The following is an 18263-nucleotide window of genomic DNA, read 5'->3' as shown; positions in this document are numbered from 1 at the left end:
ATACAATATATTAAACTAAAGAATAGGAGTTGATTTACTATGTCAAGAGGATGCTGTAGATGCAACAATTGCGGCGGTTGTTGTAATAATGGTTGTAGAGGAAGACGTGTTAACCCAGGATGGAACTGCGGTGGCTGTGGTGGATTCGGTGGCTGCGGCGGCGGATTCGGTGGCGGAGCTTTGTGGCCAATTTGGATCTTATTATTATTTGGATTTGGTGGATTCGGTGGCGGCTTTGGCTGTGGCGGCTTCTGGTAGGATTTAGAAGGTAAAGGGCATCTACTATGATGCCCTTTAAATTTATTATAAGAAAAAAAGCGAAATTGTTTACCAATTTCGCTTTTATATCATCAATTAAAGTGATTCATAAGTATCTTTTAATAGTTTTGCATCTCTTTCAAGTATTGGACTTTCGCAAATAACGCATCCTTTTACCTCATAATCAACAAAGGCCTTCATACATGCTTGGTAGTTAAAATCACTTTCTAAGAAAGGAAGGTGATGCTTTTCGCCTTTTTCACTATATGAAATACCAGCAAGGTGAATATGTAAATCATCTAAAGCTTCTCTACCCAAACCTTCTCCAACCTTTTCTAATATTCTAGCAAAATCATCATATTCTTTTAAAGCACCATTTCCTCTTGCGTGAACGTGTGCAAAGTCAATACATAACTTACAAGTGTCAATTTCTTTACATATATGAATTAGTTCATCAATATCTCCAAATTGAGTACCTTTACCTGTTGTTTCCAACCTATAATCTACACCAAAGTATGGAAGCTTCTTTAAGTTCCTTTTAACTTCTTCAAGAGCATCCTCTTTTGTAGATTTTAAATAGAAACCAGGGTGGAAGATTAAGCTTCTTCCTCCAACAGATTTTAAGGCTTCAGCTCCAAGGGTTATTCTTTCTAAGGACTTTTCTTTTTTTTCATCTTCAACTGCATTTAGATTTATAAAGTATGAACCATGTGCAGAAAGGTAAAAGTTATGTTTTTCTTTAGCTTCAATTATTGAATGCATATTTTTTGGAGTTACATTAACAGAGCGTACAAAAGGTAGCTCCATAGCATCTAAGCCCATGTTACTTAAATATTCAATTCCAGTTGCATATGTAAATTTATCTCCTTCATTGCCTAAAGGAAGACCAGATATTCCAAACAAAAGTTTCTCCATAATAATAATTCTCCTTAAGTCTTTTTATAAAAGTATATCAAATTTCAAATTTTTATACAATCCTTCATAGTATTTCATAAATGTTGTAATTTATTTCACATAAAGCTATAATCTATTTGAATATAAAAGTGGAGTGATTTAGATAATGGAAGAAAGATTACAGAAGTACATGGCAAGATGTGGTGTTGCATCTAGAAGAAAATGTGAAGAAATTATTTTAGGTGGAAAAGTAAAGGTTAATGGAAAAACAATTAATGAACTTGGTACTAAGGTTAATCCAACTATAGATAAAGTAGAATTTGAAGGAAATATTATTTTACCTGAAGGAAATAAGGTTTACATATTACTAAATAAACCAGAAGGATATATAACATCAGTTAAGGATGAGAAGGATAGGAAGACCGTTATTGATTTAGTTAATGTTGAGGAAAGAATTTATCCAGTTGGTAGACTTGATTATGATAGTTCAGGTTTAATTATTTTAACTAATGATGGTGATCTTTATAATAAAATAATGCATCCAAGAGTTAAAGTGGTTAAAAGATATATAGCAGTGTGTAAGGGAGAGTTTACACCTAGAGAGCTTGATAAGTTTAGAAAAGGAATAGATATTGGAGGATATATTACTGCCGATGCTAATATTAAAGTTATCAAGGTGGAAGATGGAAAGAGTACAGTAGAAATTGGGATTCATGAAGGTAAGAACAGACAGATTAGAAGAATGTGTTCTGCCTTAGGTCATGATGTACTGTCTTTAAAGAGAGTTGCAGTAGGTGATATTAAACTTGGATACCTTAGAAGAGGAGAATGGAGAAACTTAACTAAGGAAGAATTAGATTATATAAATAGCTTATAGAGAGGGAATTATGTTTAAATACGTTGGAGATATAAGTGAGATTTCTCATCATATAATAAATAACTTTTTGGAAAATAGGAATGTAGCCATTGATGGAACTCTAGGCAATGGTTATGATACTGACTTTTTATCAGAACATTTTAATAAGGTTTATTCTTTTGATGTACAAAAGATAGCCTGTGATAATTATATAGGAAAAAACAAAGAGAATGTTAATGTTATAAATGACTCTCATCATAAATTTAAAGAATATATAGATGAGGGAGTAGATTGTATAATGTATAATTTGGGGTTTTTACCAGGAGGAGATAAGAGCGTAACAACTATGCATGAAACTTCACTTCAAAGTATTAAGGAAGGTCTTCAGCTTCTTAATAATGGTGGCATTATGACAATATGTATTTATAGAGGGCATAATGAAGGTAAAAAAGAGGAATCTTGCATTTTGGATTATGTAGTAAACCTTCCAAAGAATAAGTTTGGAGTTATGGAACATAGTTTTTTAAACAGAAGTGAAGTGGCACCAATGCTTCTTGTTATAGAAAAAAAGTGATTATAATATGTCAAAAATGAATGAGGTTTGTTAAAAGGCTTTCAATTATTTATTGATTAATTATTAACATAATGATAAAATTAAATTGCAAATTATATAAGTTTTTATGAATAGGATGGTACATGATGGATAACGAGCTAAATGAACAAGGCAAAGACTTAATGAGATTGATTCAAGTAAAGTTTCCTAGGTTAAGTAAGGGACAGAAGTTAATTGCTGAATATATACTAAAAAATTATGACAAGGCTGCTTTTATGACAGCTGCAAAACTTGGGATCTCTGTAGGAGTTTCAGAATCTACTGTTGTAAGGTTTGCTAATGAATTAGGGTTTTCAGGATATCCAAAGCTTCAAAAAGCATTACAAGAGCTAATAAAGAATAAATTAACTACTGTGCAGAGACTTGAACTTTCTAATGACTTTGCATCTCATGGAGCAGCTCTAAAAGGTGTATTAAAGGCTGATATGGAAAATATAAGAGCTACTTTAGAAAAAATTAATCCTTACACCTTTGAAGATGTATTAAATTCTATATTTGAAGCTAAGAATATTTACATTATAGGTCTAAGAAGTTCTACAGCACTTGCTGAATTTTTAGGGTTTTATTTAAATATAATACTTCAAAATGTAAGAATAGTTAGTTACGGAATTTCAGATATATTTGAGCAAATGATAAATATAGGGGAAGGGGATTTAGTTATTGGAATTGGCTTCCCTAGATATGCTACAAAGACAATTGATGTTCTAGATTTCTCTAAAGCTAGAGGAGCTAAGGTAGTTGCTATAACAGACAGCTTACTTTCACCATTGGCTGCAAAGGCTGATAGCACTTTAATAGCTCAAAGTAATATGGCATCTTTTGTTGACTCATTAGTAGCACCACTTTCTGTTATAAATGCACTTATAATAGCAGTGGGAATGAGAGAAAAGGAAAATATTGCAGATATATTCGCTAATTTGGAAAATATATGGCAAGAGTATAATGTATATTCATACAACAATAGAAATGTAGCAGACGATTAATATTTAGTAATCAAATAATATATAAATTTTTATTAAATAATAAAAAAGTACTATGAGAATGGTAGTTATAAATTAGGAGAAATTGTTTTTGCAATTTCTCCTTTTATATTATTATTTACTTAACTAAAGGAGATACTAAATGTAAATTCTTTTAGGAGGTTTAAATAATGATTGAAAAAACATTTCCAAAAACATTTCCTACTAATACAATGAAGGAACAACCTGGTGTTGAGAAGAATATGAATCCTAGACCTATTTTTCAACATGAGGAATATGACGTAAAAGGGGATAGACTTAAAAATAAAGTTGCAATAATAACAGGTGGAGATAGTGGAATTGGCAGAGCTGTTTCTGTAGCATATGTGAAGGAAGGAGCTAAGGTTTGTATAATTTATTTTAATGAAGATGATGATGCAAATGAAACTAAATCAATTATAGAAGGTATGGGAGGAGAATGTCTCTTAATAAAAGGTGATATTGGGGATGAAACTTTCTGCAATAACGCTGTAAAAACAGTAATGGATAAATACAATAAAATAGATATTTTTGTTAGTAATGCAGGTGAACAGCATCCAATTAATAATTTGGGAGAATTGACTTATGCTCAGATAGATAGAACTTTTAGAACTAATATTTATGGAGCACTATTTATGTGTAAGGCATTAGAACAACATTTAAAAGATGGCGCAAATATTATCTTAACTACATCAATTACAGCCTATAATGGTCATGAAAGGTTAATTGATTATTCTGCAACTAAAGGAGCCTTAACTTCTTTAACAAGGTCTCTTGCTCTTATGTTTGCACCAAAGGGAATAAGAGTAAATGCTGTTGCACCAGGCCCTATATGGACTCCTTTAATTCCATCAACTTTTACAGCTGAAGAGCTTTCTAAGTTTGGTTCTAAGACAGCTTTAAAAAGGGCAGGGCAACCAGTTGAGCTTGCAGAAGCATATGTGTTTTTAGCTAGTCAAGGAGCTTCATTCATAACAGGAGAAACTATTCATGTTAATGGAGGAGAAATTGTTAATAGTTAATAAAGGTAAAAAGAATAATAGAAAGAAGGAGGAGAGATTGCTTTGCAATTTCTCTTTTTCTATATAATTGTACAATTGGATAGAATAATAATTTAGTTTGTGTAATTATCCCATATGAAAAGCTTTAGCATAATATGTATTAAAGAGTGTATGAGGTGATATTATGAATTCAGTTGAAATTGGTATTTGTATCACTGTAGCTTTAATGACAACTTTTGTTGAAGTATATCCATATATACAACCAATGATAAAAAATCGTAAGGAAAATAGATAAAAATTTGGTGAGAAGCTTCTTAAAATTAAATTTATCTTAAAACTTTGTAGGAACGTATAAAATACATGTAAAAGGTGGTAAAATTAAGGTATAAGTATAAAAGGAGGGATAATTATGATAGATCAATTAAAAGTGGCTATTAGTGAAAAGGATATAGACAAGGCACGTAGGGTGATGATAAGTGAGTTACTTACAACTGATTATCCCCATGAAGTATTCAGGGATGCTATTGATTTAGCTGATGCATACGGGATTTTTGAAACACATGATAAAGAAAAATTATTATCAGACCCTAAGGATTGGACAGAAAGTTATTTTCAAAAGCTTAAAGATGGTTTAAATAATAACTTTTCTAAAGAAAGATTTATGAAGGCATATTATGTTGCTAGAAAACTTGAAAAAGAAACAGGTACACCTAAAGAGGAATCATGTCCTGTTAGTGTATATGATGAATATAAAGATTTCTTTTTATTAGCTCAAATAGGAGCAGCAGTAATTGGTGCTGCAGCTGTAGGTATTGGTGTTTGGCTTTATAAGAGAAATAAGAAAAAATAGTTTGTAAATACTTAAAACCCCTGATTTATTCAGGGGTTTTTACATATTTTGCATAAAGCTCTTTAAATATTTTAAGATGAAGCTCTTCATCTAGAATTATTCTTTCTATTATTTTAACTATGTTAGGATCAGAAATTTCATTTAGTGCTTTATTGTAGTCTCTTATGGCAACAACTTCAGCTTGTATATCGTAATCTAAATATTCTTTTAGAGTGTTTCCGTAATCAACAAATTTACCGTTCCAATAATAACGTTTATCTTTTTTCTTTATCCAATAACGAGGGTCTTCTCCTAATAGTAAAATAAGTTCCCCTAGCATTTCTAAGTGGTGCATTTCAACCATAGCAATTTCACCAATTGCTTGTGAAACAGCAGGACAGTCCTTAAATAATTTGAATTTATGGTATACATATTGGTCTACTGCTGTAAATTCAGATACTATACCTGAGTAGTTGTGTAATAATATGTTAGCATAACGTGGGTTTTCTTTTTCAACTTTTATGTCTGGATAAGGAAGATCTACGTGGTAAGATATATTATTTTCATTATTTAACATTTACATTCTCCTTGAAAAAGTTCTTATTATAAAATATGAGTGAGCTTGGAATAATATTAGTTATAAATATAATAAAAGGAGAAGATTTTATGGCACATAAAAGTAGTTCAGAGAAGTTTGAGAATATGGCTAGAGTAGGAAACTTTACTAAAAATGCAGTTGAGAATTTTGAGGAAAACATAGTAAATAAAAAGAATTATTTAGAAGAAGTGAATTCTAAAAAATCTCAGTAGGTTTAAGCCTACTGAGAAAAGATTAAGTTATGAGCTATAAGGAGGATTAATTGCTGTGTGTTCAGCTTTATACTATATACTATGAATAATTTACAATTATGTGATTATGTAAAGGAAAAAATATGATATAATTTTTGAGGGAGTGGTGATATGGAGAGTAAAACCTTTAAATATAATGACTTAAGTGAGTGGGACAAGACCTTTCTTCAGAGTTTATCTCTTTATGAGAGGCATTCCAAGTGTGCTGCTAAAAATGTAGCTTGTATACTTACTAAGGATAATAACATTCTTTCTATAGGTATTAATGGAACATTGCAAGGCAAGACAAACTGTAATGAACTATTTAAAAAGAGCAGTAATAAATGGTTTAAGAAAGATGGAGATAATGAATGGATAGAAGCTAAGAATGGAGAACATTCAAAGTGGTCTCTTTTAAATGAGATTCATGCTGAAATGAATGCAATAAAGAAGGCATCTCAGAATAATGGATTCAATTTAGAGGGAGCTACAGCATATGTTTCATATTCACCATGCTTTAATTGTGCTAAAATGTTAGTTCTATTTGGTATAAGAAGAATTGTATTTAGAGAGGCTTATGATGATATCAATGAGGTGAGTGAGTTTCTTAAAGAAAATGAAATAGAGCTTATTAAGGGATGATAGTTAGATAATTAAGATGAAAAAGGTAAGAAGGTACAAGGTAAGAAGGTAAAAAGATAAAAGAGATAATAAGTTTGGGGAGGAAACACTGATATTGTTGGTGTTTCTTTTTATAGAAAATTAAGAGAGATAAGAAAGATAAGAAGGATAAGAGAGATAAAAAAGATAATAGGGTACTAGGTAAAAAGGTAAGAAGATAAAAAGGATAATAAAATATGATGAATAAACACTGCTAAAGCTTGAGTTTCTTTTTAATGCACTACAGTTTATGTAAGGGATGTGAGGAGAGGGGCGTTAATGTAATTGATAAAAAGTTAGACAGATGGTAAAATGTAAAATATAGGGATTGTATAAAGTTATCTTAAGGAGATTACTATGTTGCGAGATAAAAAGACTATAATTTTATTTATATTTTTTATTTTACTTGTTATAGTTAGTGGTATTTACTTTACTTCCTTTAAAAAAGAGGATAAGAATATCTATTATTCTGGTAATAATGATATAGCTGATATAAAAATTGTAGGCTATAAGGATTATTATGAATTTTATGAAAATATACCATCATCATATATTCTATATGATGATAAAAAAGAGTTTTCAAAAAAGGATTATGGATTTGTAGGTGAAATAAAATTTTCTAGCGATAATTTTAATAAGGAATCAAATTATTGTTTGAACATTATTACAAAAAATGGACAGAGTTACAATTTAGTTTTGTTAGCTATTGATAAGGAAAGTGAGAATGGCATTGTAACAATACCATTTATATTCTATAATTTCTTGGATTCTAATGGTAAGACAATAGATAAAGCTGTCTTAACTAAGGATGGAGATGAAATAACTTCAATTGATATAATTAAAAATTAGGATTTCACTGATAAATTTAAACTCCCCCTGTTAATGCAGAGGGAGTTTCCTTACCTTTAGTACGGGTGGGGTGGATATTTGTTTTGATGTGACTTGGAGCTTGCGACGGAACAAGCAAAATAAATATCCGCTACACTCTTTTTATTCTTTAATAAATTGACTGTTATAAAGATTAGCATAGAAGCCATTAGCTGCTAATAGTTGTTCGTGTTTTCCTTGTTCAATTATCTTACCAGCATTCATAACTAGAATAAGATCAGCTTCTTTTATTGTTGAAAGTCTATGGGCTACAATGAAGCTTGTTCTACCTTCCATCATCTTATCAAAGGCCTTTTGAATATATATTTCTGTCCTTGTATCAATGCTGCTTGTAGCTTCATCTAGAATTAGCATTGGTGGTTTTGTAAGCATGACACGAGCAATACATAACAGTTGCTTTTGTCCTTGAGATATATTGCTTCCATCATCATTTATAAGAGTATCATATCCATTTGGTAATCTCATTATGAAGTTGTGAGCATGAGCAGCTTTAGCAGCTTCAATAATTTCTTCATCTGTAGCATCTACCTTACCATAAGCTATATTTTCCTTTACAGTACCAGAGTATAACCATGTGTCTTGAAGTACCATTCCAAAGTTTCTTCTTAAACCTTCTCTAGTTAAATGAGTTATATTAGTATTATCAACTTTAATTTCTCCTGATGTTACATCATAGAACCTCATTAAAAGGTTTATTATTGTGGTTTTACCACATCCAGTAGGGCCAACAATAGCAATTCTATTACCTGGTTTAACTTTTAAATTAAGGTTTTCTATAAGTTTTTTATTTTCTGAATAAGAGAAATTAACATTATTTATCTCTAGGTAACCATCTGCTTTAACTAAGGATATTGCATCCTTATCTTCTGGAGTTTCTGGTAGCTCGTCTAAAAGATTAAATACTCTCTTGGCTGATGCAAAGGCTGTTTGAAGTTCAGTAACAACTCCTGATATTTCATTAAATGGTTTAGTATATTGATTAGCGTAGGAAAGGAAACAAGATATATCTCCAATAGTAAGTTTCCCTTTTATAGCCAATAATGCCCCAATAACACCAACTGCAGCATATACAATACCATTTACAAATCTAGTAGAAGGATTAGTAAGTGAGGAATAAAATTGAGATTTTACTCCAGATTCATATAGCCTAGCATTTATTTCTTTAAATTTTTCCTCTGCTTCATCTTCATAAGAAAAAGCTTTTACTACCTTTTGATTACCAAGTATTTCTTCAATGTAACCACTTAATTCACCTCTTGTTGCAGATTGAACCTTAAAGCTATTGTGTGATTTTTTAGCAATAAAGGAAGCTACAAATAGTGAAAGTGGAGTGACAAGTACAACAACTAGAGCTATTGAAACATTTATTGATAGCATAAATAGTAGAGTTCCAACAATTGTTACAATGCCTGTAAAAAGTTGAGTGAAACCTTGAAGTAATCCGTCAGATATTAAATCAATATCATTTACAACTCTGTTTATAATATCACCATGGGGATTACTATCTATATACCTTAAAGGAACTTCATTTATTTTATTAAAGGCAGTTGTACGTAAATCCTTAACTGTTTTTTGGGTAACAATATTTGTACATAAACTTATTAACCATTGAAATAAAGCACCTAAAATAATTGTTGCCATAAGAATAACTATTATTTTTAAGATTCCATTAAAATCTACATTGTTTGGTCCAATTATTAAGTCTATTCCTTTACCTATTAAAACTGGTCCTAGTAATGTAAATGTAACTGAAAAAAGAGCGCAAATTAAAGCTGTTACTAAGTAACCTATATATGGTTTGGTAAACTTTAAAAGCCTTTTAACAACTTGTTTATCCATATTAATTATAAGCCTCCTCTCTAGTCAGTTGGGATAAGCATATTTCTTTATAGACTTCTGAGTTTTCAAGAAGTTCTTCATGTGTTCCAATTCCAGCTAACTTTCCATCATCTAAAACTACAATTTTATCTGCATTTTTTATTGAAGATGCACGTTGAGAAACTATTATTGTAGTTATATCTTTAGCATGTGTATTTAATGCTTGTCTAAGTTTTAAATCAGTAGCAAAATCTAAGGCGCTTGAGCTATCATCCAAAATTATTATTTTAGGAGAACCTACTAAAGCTCTTGCTATAGTAAGTCTTTGCTTTTGGCCTCCAGAGAAGTTTTTACCTCCTTGAAGAACAGCAGTATCAAGGCCGTCCTTAAGATTACTTACAAAATCGCTACATTGCGCAATATCTAGTGCCATTAAAATTTCTTCATCACTAGCATTCTTATTAGCCCACTTCATATTTTCTCTTAAGCTTCCAGTGAATAATACAGCTTTTTGTGGAACTATGCCAAATAGATTTCTTAAGTCTTTAATAGAGTAATTTTTGATATTTTCTCCATTAATAAAAATTTCACCTTCAGTACTTTCATAGAATCTTGGCATAAGGTTTACTAGAGTAGACTTTCCTGCTCCTGTTCCCCCTATAATTCCTATGGTTTCACCTTTATTTATTGATAATGAGATATTCTCTAAAGAATATTGCTTTGAATTATTATAGGAAAAAGAAATATTCTTAAATTCAATTATTTTAGATGAATTATTAGTAGCTTGTACCTTAGTTGAGCTAGAAGCTTCTTTAATACTTGATTTTGTATCAAGAACCTCATTAACTCTAGTTGCAGAAGCAGATGCTTTTGTAAATATAATAACAAGGTTTGCAACTACTATAAGAGTTAGAAGTATTTGAGTCATATAGTTTACGAAGGCTATTATTTCACCTTGTGTAAAATTACCGTTATTTACACCAATACCTCCAAACCAAACTATAAAAGCTATGGAAAAGTTCATAATCATGAAGGTTAATGGATTTAAAAGTGCAGATAGCTTACCTACCTTTATAGCTGTATTACTATGATCTAATGTTGCTATATTAAATCTATTTTTTTCAACCTCTTGCTTAGAAAAGGCTCTTACAACTCTTACCCCATCTAAGTTTTCTCTAGTAATTAGAGAAATTTTATCTAGCTTTTTCTGAATTACCCTATATAGTGGAACAGCTTTTCCCATTACTAAATATAAAGTAAGTACAATTAGAGGGATAGATAGGAAGAATATTAGTGAGAGCTTTAGATTTATAAACATAGCCATTATTGCTGAACCTAAAATTATAAATGGAGCTCTAACTCCAAGTCTTATAGCCATAGCCACAGCAACCTGTAGCTGGTTTACATCATTTATTATCCTTGTTATTAATGATGGAGTTCCTATATTATCAATTTCTGAGTGAGAAAGACTATTTATATGATGGAAAAGCTCATTTCTAAGCTTTGTTCCAAAACCTTGAGAGGCTTTAGCAGCAAAGTACTGACAAACTAGGGCTGATCCTAATCCTACTATACCAAGAATTATAATCAATATACCCATTTTAATTATGTATGATGTATCATAAGATTTAACTCCAATATCGATTATTTTTGCCATTACTAGAGGAACAATAAGTTCTAATATTGCTTCTAGTAGCTTAAATAATGGACCTAAAAAGCATTCCTTTTTAAAGTCCTTTAAATAAGGTATTAGTTTAAACATTTTTATCAAATCCTTTATATCGCTTATTTTTAACGAATTTATTATAGCATTATCAAGTTGGTAAAGGAAGGGAATTAAATAGGGAAAAATGGGATAAATCAAAATAAAAAGATAATGTGGTATAATATTAAAAAGTTTTCATATGTGGATTTAAGTAATAGGACATAAAGATGTCTTATTTATAGGTTTAAAATCCTTGTAAGAGGAGGATTAAAATGTATTATATAGATGCAAAGCAAATACTTTCGGGGTATGCAGAAAACAATAGGTGGTTTGGATTAAATTATAATATGAATCTTTATAAGGGGTGTTCACATGGATGCATTTATTGTGATTCAAGGAGTGAATGTTATGGAGTTAAGAATTTTGATTCAGTTAGGGCTAAAAGAAATGCATTAGATATTTTAAATAAAGAATTAAAGAGTAAGAGAAAAAAAGGGGTTATAGGTATTGGAGCTATGAGTGATACATACAATCCTTTTGAAAGGAAACTTAACTTAACTAGAGGAGCCTTAGAGCTAATTAATAGATATGGATTTGGAATAAGTATTGCAACCAAAAGTGACTTGATTCTTAGAGATATTGATATACTTAAAAAAATTAGTAATCATTCACCAGTTTTAATAAAGATAACTATAACTACTTTCCATGATAGTTTATGTAGAAAGATCGAGCCTAATGTAGTTCCTTCTTCAAGTAGATTTGAAGCAATTAGAAAGTTAACTAGTGAAGGGATTTTTACAGGTATATTACTAATGCCAGTACTTCCTTTTATAAATGATAATGAGGAAAATATTAGATCCATTGTTAGAAAAGCTAAGGAGTGTGGCGCTAAATTTATATTTGCTTATGGAATGGGGTTAACATTAAGAGGCAATCAAAGAGAATACTATTATGAAAAACTATCAAAACTATTCCCTAATGAATTTTTAGTAAAGAAGTATATGAATATATATGGAGAAAAGTATGAATGTTCTTCTTTAGAACATCGGAAGTTATGGGATATATTTAAAAATGAATGTGAAAGATGTGGAATTCTTTATAAGATGAATGATATTATAAATGCATATAGAAAAAATTATGAGGAAACTCAAATTTCATTATTTTAAACTGCAAATGAGGACATTTATATGAGAATTAATAAGTTATTAAGCAATTATGGATACTGTTCTAGGAAGGAAGCTAATAAGCTTATTCAAGATAAAAGGGTTATAGTGAATGGAGAACTAGCAATTGAGGGGCAATGGGTTGAAGAAACTGATACTATACTTTTAGATAATGTAAGAGTAAAACCTAAGGATAAGCTATATGTTGCTTTTAATAAACCAGTAGGAATTGTTTGTACAGCAGCAAAGGAAACTGAAAATAATATTATAGATTATATTAATTATCCTGAATATATTTTTCCAATTGGAAGGCTAGATAAACCTTCTCAAGGATTGATTTTATTAACTAATGATGGAGGTTTAGCTGATAAAATATTAAGCTCTGAGAACTATCATGAGAAGGAGTATATAGTTGAAGTAGATAAAGATATAGATGATGAATTTATTTTAAATATGTCCAATGGAATTAAAATAGGGGATAGGGTAACTAGGAAATGCCAAGTTAAAGCTTTAGGTGAAAAGAAGTTTTCTATTATATTAACAGAAGGCATGAATAGGCAAATAAGAAAGATGTGTAAGTCTTTAGGATATGAAGTTACATTTTTAAAGAGAATTAGAATTATGAATGTTTTAATTGACGGAATAGAAGAAGGAAAGTGGAGAAATCTGAGTATTAAGGAAATAAATACTTTAAAAAATGGATAAAATTTAAAACTATATTGATATTGAAGGAAGTTTGTGGTATTATTGATGCGTAAAAATAAAGAGTTTAGATTATGAGTGAATATATATTTCTCCTTTATGAGAGTTATATTAGTCAAATTTGAATCTCTTTATAATTTAAGGAGGAATATCAATGCAAGATAAAGTAATTACATGTAAAGACTGTGGTCAAGAATTCACATTCACAGTAGGAGAACAAGAATTCTACAAAGAAAAAGGATTCGAAAACGATCCAGTTAGATGCCAAGCTTGTAGAAGAGCTAAGAAAGAAAGAAACAGACAATAATTATGATTGTTATGAGCTATAAATTTAATTTATAGCTCTTTTTTAATGCATAGAAAAGTATAAAATAAATATCCATTCCACCTTTTTTAATGAATTTAATTAGATAGATAACGCAGAATAAATATTGTAAGGTATAAGTATTTGCTATATACTAGTAAAAGTTAGTAATAAAAAATGAAGTTAGGTATTTGGAGGCAAAATGGATAAGAATAAAAGTAAGGGATTCCATTATAATAAAGAAATAAAGCAAAATAAAAACTTTATGTATAGTGATTTAAGAAGAAGCAATTGTTATGGAACAGATTTTACAGGATCAAACTTTAACTTCTCAAGTTTTAGAGGAGCACATTTTAAAGGCTGTAATTTCTTTAGTTGTACTTTTAGGGGAACAGAGTTTATAGGAACTAATTTTAAAAAGAGCAAGTTTAGAAGAGCTATATTTGAGAATGCTGTTTTTGAAGGTGTTAACTTAGGTGATGTAGATTTTAGAGATGCAGAATTTAAGAATGTTATATTTGTAGGATGCGACCTATCATCTGCAAAGAGCTTAGAGTATAAGGAAAGTGAAGTAAGAGTTTTTGATGAGATTCCAGAATTAGATATAAGTAAAGAGCTAGAAGAGGCAGTACTTAAAGCTATGGGAAATGAGAAGGTAAAGAGTTCAAGAGTTTTAGATACTAAGGATGGAGGTATTAATCCTATAAGTATCATGATATTATTAGAAAAATTCAGTGAGAAGAATTTAATTTCGGGATTAAATATATTGGCTGATAGATTAGATAGAGATTTCTGTACCTTAAGTTACATAACAAAGTGTATTGAAACTTATGGTAAAGAGGGAATTCTATAAGATACAAAGCGTTTGCATTGCAGTGTACATTATAGATAGAAGATTAGAGGAACACTACTAGTAGTGTTCCTTTTTGTATACTACATGTTACAGGGCTTAAAGAGCTTTTAGTGATTAGTAGATCAAATGGAATAATAAATTATAATATAGTATTTAAATGAAAAATAATACAATATATAGTAGTGGAATTATACATAAAGCGTATTTACAGTAAATGTAATAAATGGTAGAATTATTAATAAGAAGGGGGATGATTAAATGTCAGGAAATATTAAATTTAGTCCAGAACAAGGAAGAGAGATGGCATCAGAAATTATTAGAAGAAGAGATACAATTGAAGGTGAATTAAATGCTCTTTCTAATCTAATTTCTGGTGAGTTATGTGCTCAGTGGGAAGGTGCAGCAAGTAGGCAATATGCAGATCAATATGAACAATTAAAATCTTCCGTTATGGCAAACTTTGTAACAATGCTTGAAGATTTAAGTGCACAATTAAATTCTATTGTTGAAGCAATGGAAGCAGCAGACCAAGATATAGCTAGTAAAATTAAAATGGTCTAACATAAGATGAGGCTGTATTAAAATGATAAACCATTTTGATACAGCTTTTTAATTTAGGGTCTTATTTAAATATAAATGATTGTGAGGGGAGAATATTTTGGGGTACTCTTATGAGAGAAATACAGACGCATATTATATATATAAGGATAAATATAAAAAATATAAAGATTTAAGCAAGAATCTTAATGAATACTATAATGAATTAATAGTTAAACTTAACAAGCTTGATGGATATTTAAGCGCTTTGAGAAAAGTTAGCACAACAAATTATGATAATATTTATGGAAAGCCAATTAATGTTTTTAATGATAAGTGTATTAGGACAAGTAAGGATATTCAAGTGAGAATAAAAGACTATAAAATTATTTGTAGCAGTATAAAAAATAGTCTTGATACTGCAATATCAAAGAAAGATTATTATAAGTCTAAAAGAGATTATGAGGGGTCTAATCCTGAAATTGTTTATGTGAAGTGGTGGTGGGAGGATTGAATTTTAGGGGAAGTGATGAAATGCAAAAAGCTTACGATTATATAAAAAAAGCTAGTAACAATATTAGCGATAGTAAAGATAAAATTAGTGAGATGGTGAGCTTAGTAGAAAATTCTTCTTGGAGTGGAGAGTCCAAGAAATCATTTCTTAACTTAATTATGTTATGTGAGCAGTTAAATGATAAGTTAAAGGATGCTGCAGAAGAAAATGTTAGAAAAATATCTAAGTTTATTGATGAACGTGATGAGTTTATAAATAATTCGCTAGTTATAAAGGAGTTGGAGGAATAGTTATGCTTAAAGCAAGTGAAATATACTTACTTAATGAAGCTTTAGATGGAAAAGATATCTATGGTTTAGATAAAGAAGCAGCTCTAAGAGAAAATTTATATTCTGAAGTAAAAGCGTTAGATAGTTTAAAAGAAAAAATGATTTTAAATGAAGATAATACTATAAATGCTTGTTCATATCAATTAATAAAAGGCTTAGAAAAATTTAAGATGGCAAAATCTTATATTTGGGTAAACGATATATTATTATCAAAAGATGATACAGATTATATGATATTTTTCAAAAAAGATACAGAAAGTAATGTGTTTGAACTTAAAAAAATGGCAAACTTTCATTTGGTTTTAACTATACTTAAGGAATATGAGTTTCTAAGAGGAAGAGATACTATAGTAGATAGTTCAATTAATAATATGGAAGTTGAGGATTTTATAGAAAATTATATTATAAAAAATGATAATCAAAATTTTTTAATATTAAAAAAAGAGGAAAATGTAAGAATTCCTTACGTTAGCCTTTATATAACATATATTGAGGTTGAGGGTAAAACATATAAATATGACGTATTAAAAAAAGAACTATGTGAAGTAAGTCCTAAAGTAGTAAGGTTAGATATAAGCAAATTATTGGGGGTAGAGGTGAAATAATTGAATGAAATAATAGATATACCTGTACAAGATTTATCTGAAATATATTATGGAATTGAACTTGCAAAGAAACAAATATTTGAAGCTGTAATGTATTACTCAACTGCTTTAGCTATATTAGAAAATGAAAGAAACTATACAGGAGGAGCTCAGGAATTTCTCAAAGTTGTTAATAGTTCAATGAATGCAGATTTAGATAAGTTAAGCCAATATTACGAGATGTGTTATATGTATATTATGAATGTTATGAATACATTTATAAATGTGGATGAAGAAATTACTAGAAAAATATATAAAGAATTTTTAGAATTAGAATAATATGGTGAGGTAAAAGGGAATGTCCGATTTTTGTATTGAGGAAGAATCAACTCAAGCAAAAGCAAAAATAGCTACTGATGCTATAGAGAACATAATTGAGACTATGATGAGAGCAGAAAACTATATAAACTATGCAATTAGTCTTATAAATAAAGATGAAGAATTAAATAACCTCAATTTTCCATCACAAAGGGCTTTTTATGATAAACTTAGAGAAGATAAAGATAAGTTATCAAGATTTGGAAAAATATGCTCCCAATATGATGATGAAGTAGATAAGCCATTTACAAAAGATTATGAAAAGCTGGTAGCTCAAATAAGTGATATAAAATCTGAAGAAATTACAGTTCCCAATAATATAGGAGCAACAGAGGTTGAATATTATAAAGATGAAAGAAATGGAGGACGTGATTGGAAATCTAGAGTTAAGCTTAAGGATACTATTTCTTTTGAAGATGTATTAAGTTATGGTGATATTGGAGAGCTAATGAAAAAAAACTATGAGCAATACTGCATCAGCTTAGAGGGGAAAGAGGGTAATGAAAAAGGTGAGGATGTACCACCAAAGTTCGAAGAGTACTTAAATGAGCTAATACATCAAGGTGAATTTGACTATAAAATAGTGGAGCCTTGGCAAGAATACGTTTCATTAGCCATAGATTGTATTCCAGTAATTGGAGATGGGAAAGCAATTATAGAAGCAGCGTTAGGACGGGAATTTTTCACAGGAAGAGAATTAAGTTCACTAGAAAGAGGATTATGTTTAATATCAATAATACCTTTCTTTGGGGACGGAGCCAAAATATTTGGAAAAGGTGCCAAAGAGTTAACAGAAGTAGGACTAAAAAGAGGAATACGATTTAACAGTAAAGTATTTGGTACTGAACTACTAAAAAATGTTGCTATAATATCAGGGACAACCACTCTTTCTTCAATTGGGATTAATCCACTTGTATGTATGGTGCTATACTCAGGAGGAAAAGGTGCTAAAGGAACAATAAATCTAATTCAGTCAACGGATTTATTTAAAAATTTTGAATTACCAAAAAGGAACTTTTTAAATACAATTAAATTTAAAAGTAATAAAGTAATGGAGTATCTTCAAGATTCAAAGTTAATAAATGGAGAGTATCATATTACCTTAAAAGAAAAAGTTAATGGAGTAGTTGGAATAATCTTAAAAGAAGCAGATTTAACACCTCTAGAAAGGTTTGGGTGTTCAATAGGCTGTTTTACAGAAGAAACCTTAGTGCTAACAGAAAAAGGATTTAAGAGAATAAAGGAAATAAGTGAAAGTGATAGGGTATTATCTCAAAATGAAGATACTGGAGAGCAAAGCTATCAGGTAGCAAAGTTAATAAGAAAAAAGAGCAAAGAAATAGTAAGTGTAAAGATAAACGGACAAATTATTAATGCAACAATTGAACACCCATTTATGACAGATCAAGGATGGGTAAAAGCTGGAGAACTTCATGATGGATCAAAGGTATTAAGCAGTAGAAAAGAGTATGAGGTAGTAGAAAGTATAGAATATAAGGGTTATAATGAAATTGAAGTATATAACCTAATAGTGGAAAACTACCACACATT

The 18263-nt window shown here is 29.8% G+C and carries 23 protein-coding genes; 19 read left to right on the top strand and 4 right to left on the bottom strand.

Annotation, left to right across the window (positions count from 1 at the left end; all coding sequences use genetic code 11):
• Positions 1-39 precede the first annotated feature (39 nt).
• Complete coding sequence (locus I4V16_RS02750; protein ID WP_111937512.1) at positions 40-258, top strand: hypothetical protein; 219 nt, start codon at positions 40-42, stop codon at positions 256-258.
• A gap of 96 nt (positions 259-354) precedes the next feature.
• On the opposite strand, the gene I4V16_RS02745 is transcribed toward I4V16_RS02750, so the two are convergent.
• Positions 355-1173: a TIM barrel protein gene (locus I4V16_RS02745; protein ID WP_195573370.1), complete on the bottom strand. Its 819-nt coding sequence runs from the start codon at positions 1171-1173 to the stop codon at positions 355-357.
• Between the two features lie 145 nt (positions 1174-1318).
• Here I4V16_RS02745 and I4V16_RS02740 point away from each other — a divergent pair, with 145 nt between their 5' ends.
• The 5 genes from I4V16_RS02740 (at position 1319) to I4V16_RS02720 (ending at position 5470) form a co-directional block, all read left to right on the top strand.
• Positions 1319-2029: a pseudouridine synthase gene (locus I4V16_RS02740; RefSeq protein WP_195966497.1), complete on the top strand. Its 711-nt coding sequence runs from the start codon at positions 1319-1321 to the stop codon at positions 2027-2029.
• Positions 2030-2039: 10 nt separating this feature from the next.
• Complete coding sequence (locus tag I4V16_RS02735; RefSeq protein ID WP_099329562.1) at positions 2040-2582, top strand: class I SAM-dependent methyltransferase; 543 nt, start codon at positions 2040-2042, stop codon at positions 2580-2582.
• A 122-nt stretch (positions 2583-2704) separates the two neighbouring features.
• A complete protein-coding gene (locus I4V16_RS02730) occupies positions 2705-3604 on the top strand; it encodes a MurR/RpiR family transcriptional regulator (protein ID WP_099328259.1) in 900 nt (299 codons plus the stop codon).
• 167 nt (positions 3605-3771) lie between these two features.
• Positions 3772-4641 (top strand): SDR family oxidoreductase, encoded by an 870-nt coding sequence (locus I4V16_RS02725; protein ID WP_099329561.1) that lies wholly within the window; start codon positions 3772-3774, stop codon positions 4639-4641.
• 388 nt (positions 4642-5029) lie between these two features.
• The gene (locus I4V16_RS02720) at positions 5030-5470 is read left to right on the top strand and encodes a hypothetical protein (RefSeq protein ID WP_099329560.1); all 441 of its coding nucleotides are present in this window, start codon (positions 5030-5032) and stop codon (positions 5468-5470) included.
• Positions 5471-5495: 25 nt separating this feature from the next.
• On the opposite strand, the gene I4V16_RS02715 is transcribed toward I4V16_RS02720, so the two are convergent.
• Positions 5496-6026 (bottom strand): ferritin family protein, encoded by a 531-nt coding sequence (locus I4V16_RS02715; protein WP_099329559.1) that lies wholly within the window; start codon positions 6024-6026, stop codon positions 5496-5498.
• A gap of 89 nt (positions 6027-6115) precedes the next feature.
• Here I4V16_RS02715 and I4V16_RS02710 point away from each other — a divergent pair, with 89 nt between their 5' ends.
• The 3 genes from I4V16_RS02710 to I4V16_RS02700 all read left to right on the top strand — a co-directional run bounded on the left by I4V16_RS02710 (position 6116) and on the right by I4V16_RS02700 (position 7786).
• The gene (locus tag I4V16_RS02710; RefSeq protein ID WP_195966496.1) at positions 6116-6259 is read left to right on the top strand and encodes a hypothetical protein; all 144 of its coding nucleotides are present in this window, start codon (positions 6116-6118) and stop codon (positions 6257-6259) included.
• A gap of 150 nt (positions 6260-6409) precedes the next feature.
• Positions 6410-6919, top strand: a complete 510-nt coding sequence (locus I4V16_RS02705) for a deaminase (RefSeq protein WP_099329558.1) — start codon at positions 6410-6412, stop codon at positions 6917-6919.
• 375 nt (positions 6920-7294) lie between these two features.
• Positions 7295-7786 carry a hypothetical protein gene (locus I4V16_RS02700; protein ID WP_195966495.1) on the top strand — a complete coding sequence of 164 codons (492 nt, stop codon included), beginning with the start codon at positions 7295-7297 and terminating at the stop codon, positions 7784-7786.
• 141 nt (positions 7787-7927) lie between these two features.
• On the opposite strand, the gene I4V16_RS02695 is transcribed toward I4V16_RS02700, so the two are convergent.
• Both I4V16_RS02695 and I4V16_RS02690 read right to left on the bottom strand, forming a co-directional pair.
• Complete coding sequence (locus I4V16_RS02695) at positions 7928-9664, bottom strand: ABC transporter ATP-binding protein (RefSeq protein ID WP_195617379.1); 1737 nt, start codon at positions 9662-9664, stop codon at positions 7928-7930.
• Position 9665: 1 nt separating this feature from the next.
• Entirely contained in the window at positions 9666-11405 is a 1740-nt protein-coding gene (locus tag I4V16_RS02690; protein ID WP_195617380.1) for an ABC transporter ATP-binding protein, read from the bottom strand.
• A gap of 215 nt (positions 11406-11620) precedes the next feature.
• Between I4V16_RS02690 and I4V16_RS02685 the strand changes: the two genes are divergently transcribed.
• The 10 genes from I4V16_RS02685 to I4V16_RS02640 form a co-directional block, all read left to right on the top strand.
• Positions 11621-12514 (top strand): radical SAM protein, encoded by an 894-nt coding sequence (locus tag I4V16_RS02685; RefSeq protein WP_111937515.1) that lies wholly within the window; start codon positions 11621-11623, stop codon positions 12512-12514.
• A gap of 21 nt (positions 12515-12535) precedes the next feature.
• Positions 12536-13216 (top strand): pseudouridine synthase, encoded by a 681-nt coding sequence (locus I4V16_RS02680; protein ID WP_099329553.1) that lies wholly within the window; start codon positions 12536-12538, stop codon positions 13214-13216.
• A gap of 151 nt (positions 13217-13367) precedes the next feature.
• Complete coding sequence (locus I4V16_RS02675) at positions 13368-13520, top strand: zinc-ribbon domain-containing protein (protein ID WP_027098363.1); 153 nt, start codon at positions 13368-13370, stop codon at positions 13518-13520.
• Between the two features lie 199 nt (positions 13521-13719).
• Positions 13720-14370 carry a pentapeptide repeat-containing protein gene (locus I4V16_RS02670; RefSeq protein ID WP_099329552.1) on the top strand — a complete coding sequence of 217 codons (651 nt, stop codon included), beginning with the start codon at positions 13720-13722 and terminating at the stop codon, positions 14368-14370.
• Between the two features lie 258 nt (positions 14371-14628).
• Positions 14629-14931, top strand: coding sequence for a WXG100 family type VII secretion target (locus tag I4V16_RS02665; protein ID WP_099329551.1), 303 nt, complete (start codon positions 14629-14631; stop codon positions 14929-14931).
• 97 nt (positions 14932-15028) lie between these two features.
• Positions 15029-15421, top strand: a complete 393-nt coding sequence (locus tag I4V16_RS02660; RefSeq protein WP_099329550.1) for a hypothetical protein — start codon at positions 15029-15031, stop codon at positions 15419-15421.
• Complete coding sequence (locus I4V16_RS02655) at positions 15418-15711, top strand: hypothetical protein (RefSeq protein ID WP_099329549.1); 294 nt, start codon at positions 15418-15420, stop codon at positions 15709-15711. Before I4V16_RS02660 ends, I4V16_RS02655 begins: the two co-directional genes overlap by 4 nt.
• A gap of 2 nt (positions 15712-15713) precedes the next feature.
• Positions 15714-16355: a DUF5081 family protein gene (locus I4V16_RS02650; RefSeq protein WP_099329548.1), complete on the top strand. Its 642-nt coding sequence runs from the start codon at positions 15714-15716 to the stop codon at positions 16353-16355.
• The gene (locus tag I4V16_RS02645; protein WP_099329547.1) at positions 16356-16673 is read left to right on the top strand and encodes a hypothetical protein; all 318 of its coding nucleotides are present in this window, start codon (positions 16356-16358) and stop codon (positions 16671-16673) included.
• Between the two features lie 19 nt (positions 16674-16692).
• A partial coding sequence (locus I4V16_RS02640) for a polymorphic toxin-type HINT domain-containing protein (RefSeq protein WP_243282783.1) occupies positions 16693-18263 on the top strand: 1571 nt, incomplete at its 3' end.

The sequence above is a fragment of the Clostridium sp. 1001283B150210_160208_E6 genome, assembly GCF_015669365.1.
In the GTDB taxonomy this organism is placed as follows: domain Bacteria; phylum Bacillota; class Clostridia; order Clostridiales; family Clostridiaceae; genus Clostridium; species Clostridium paraputrificum.
This window is presented reverse-complemented; position numbering and strand designations above follow the sequence as displayed.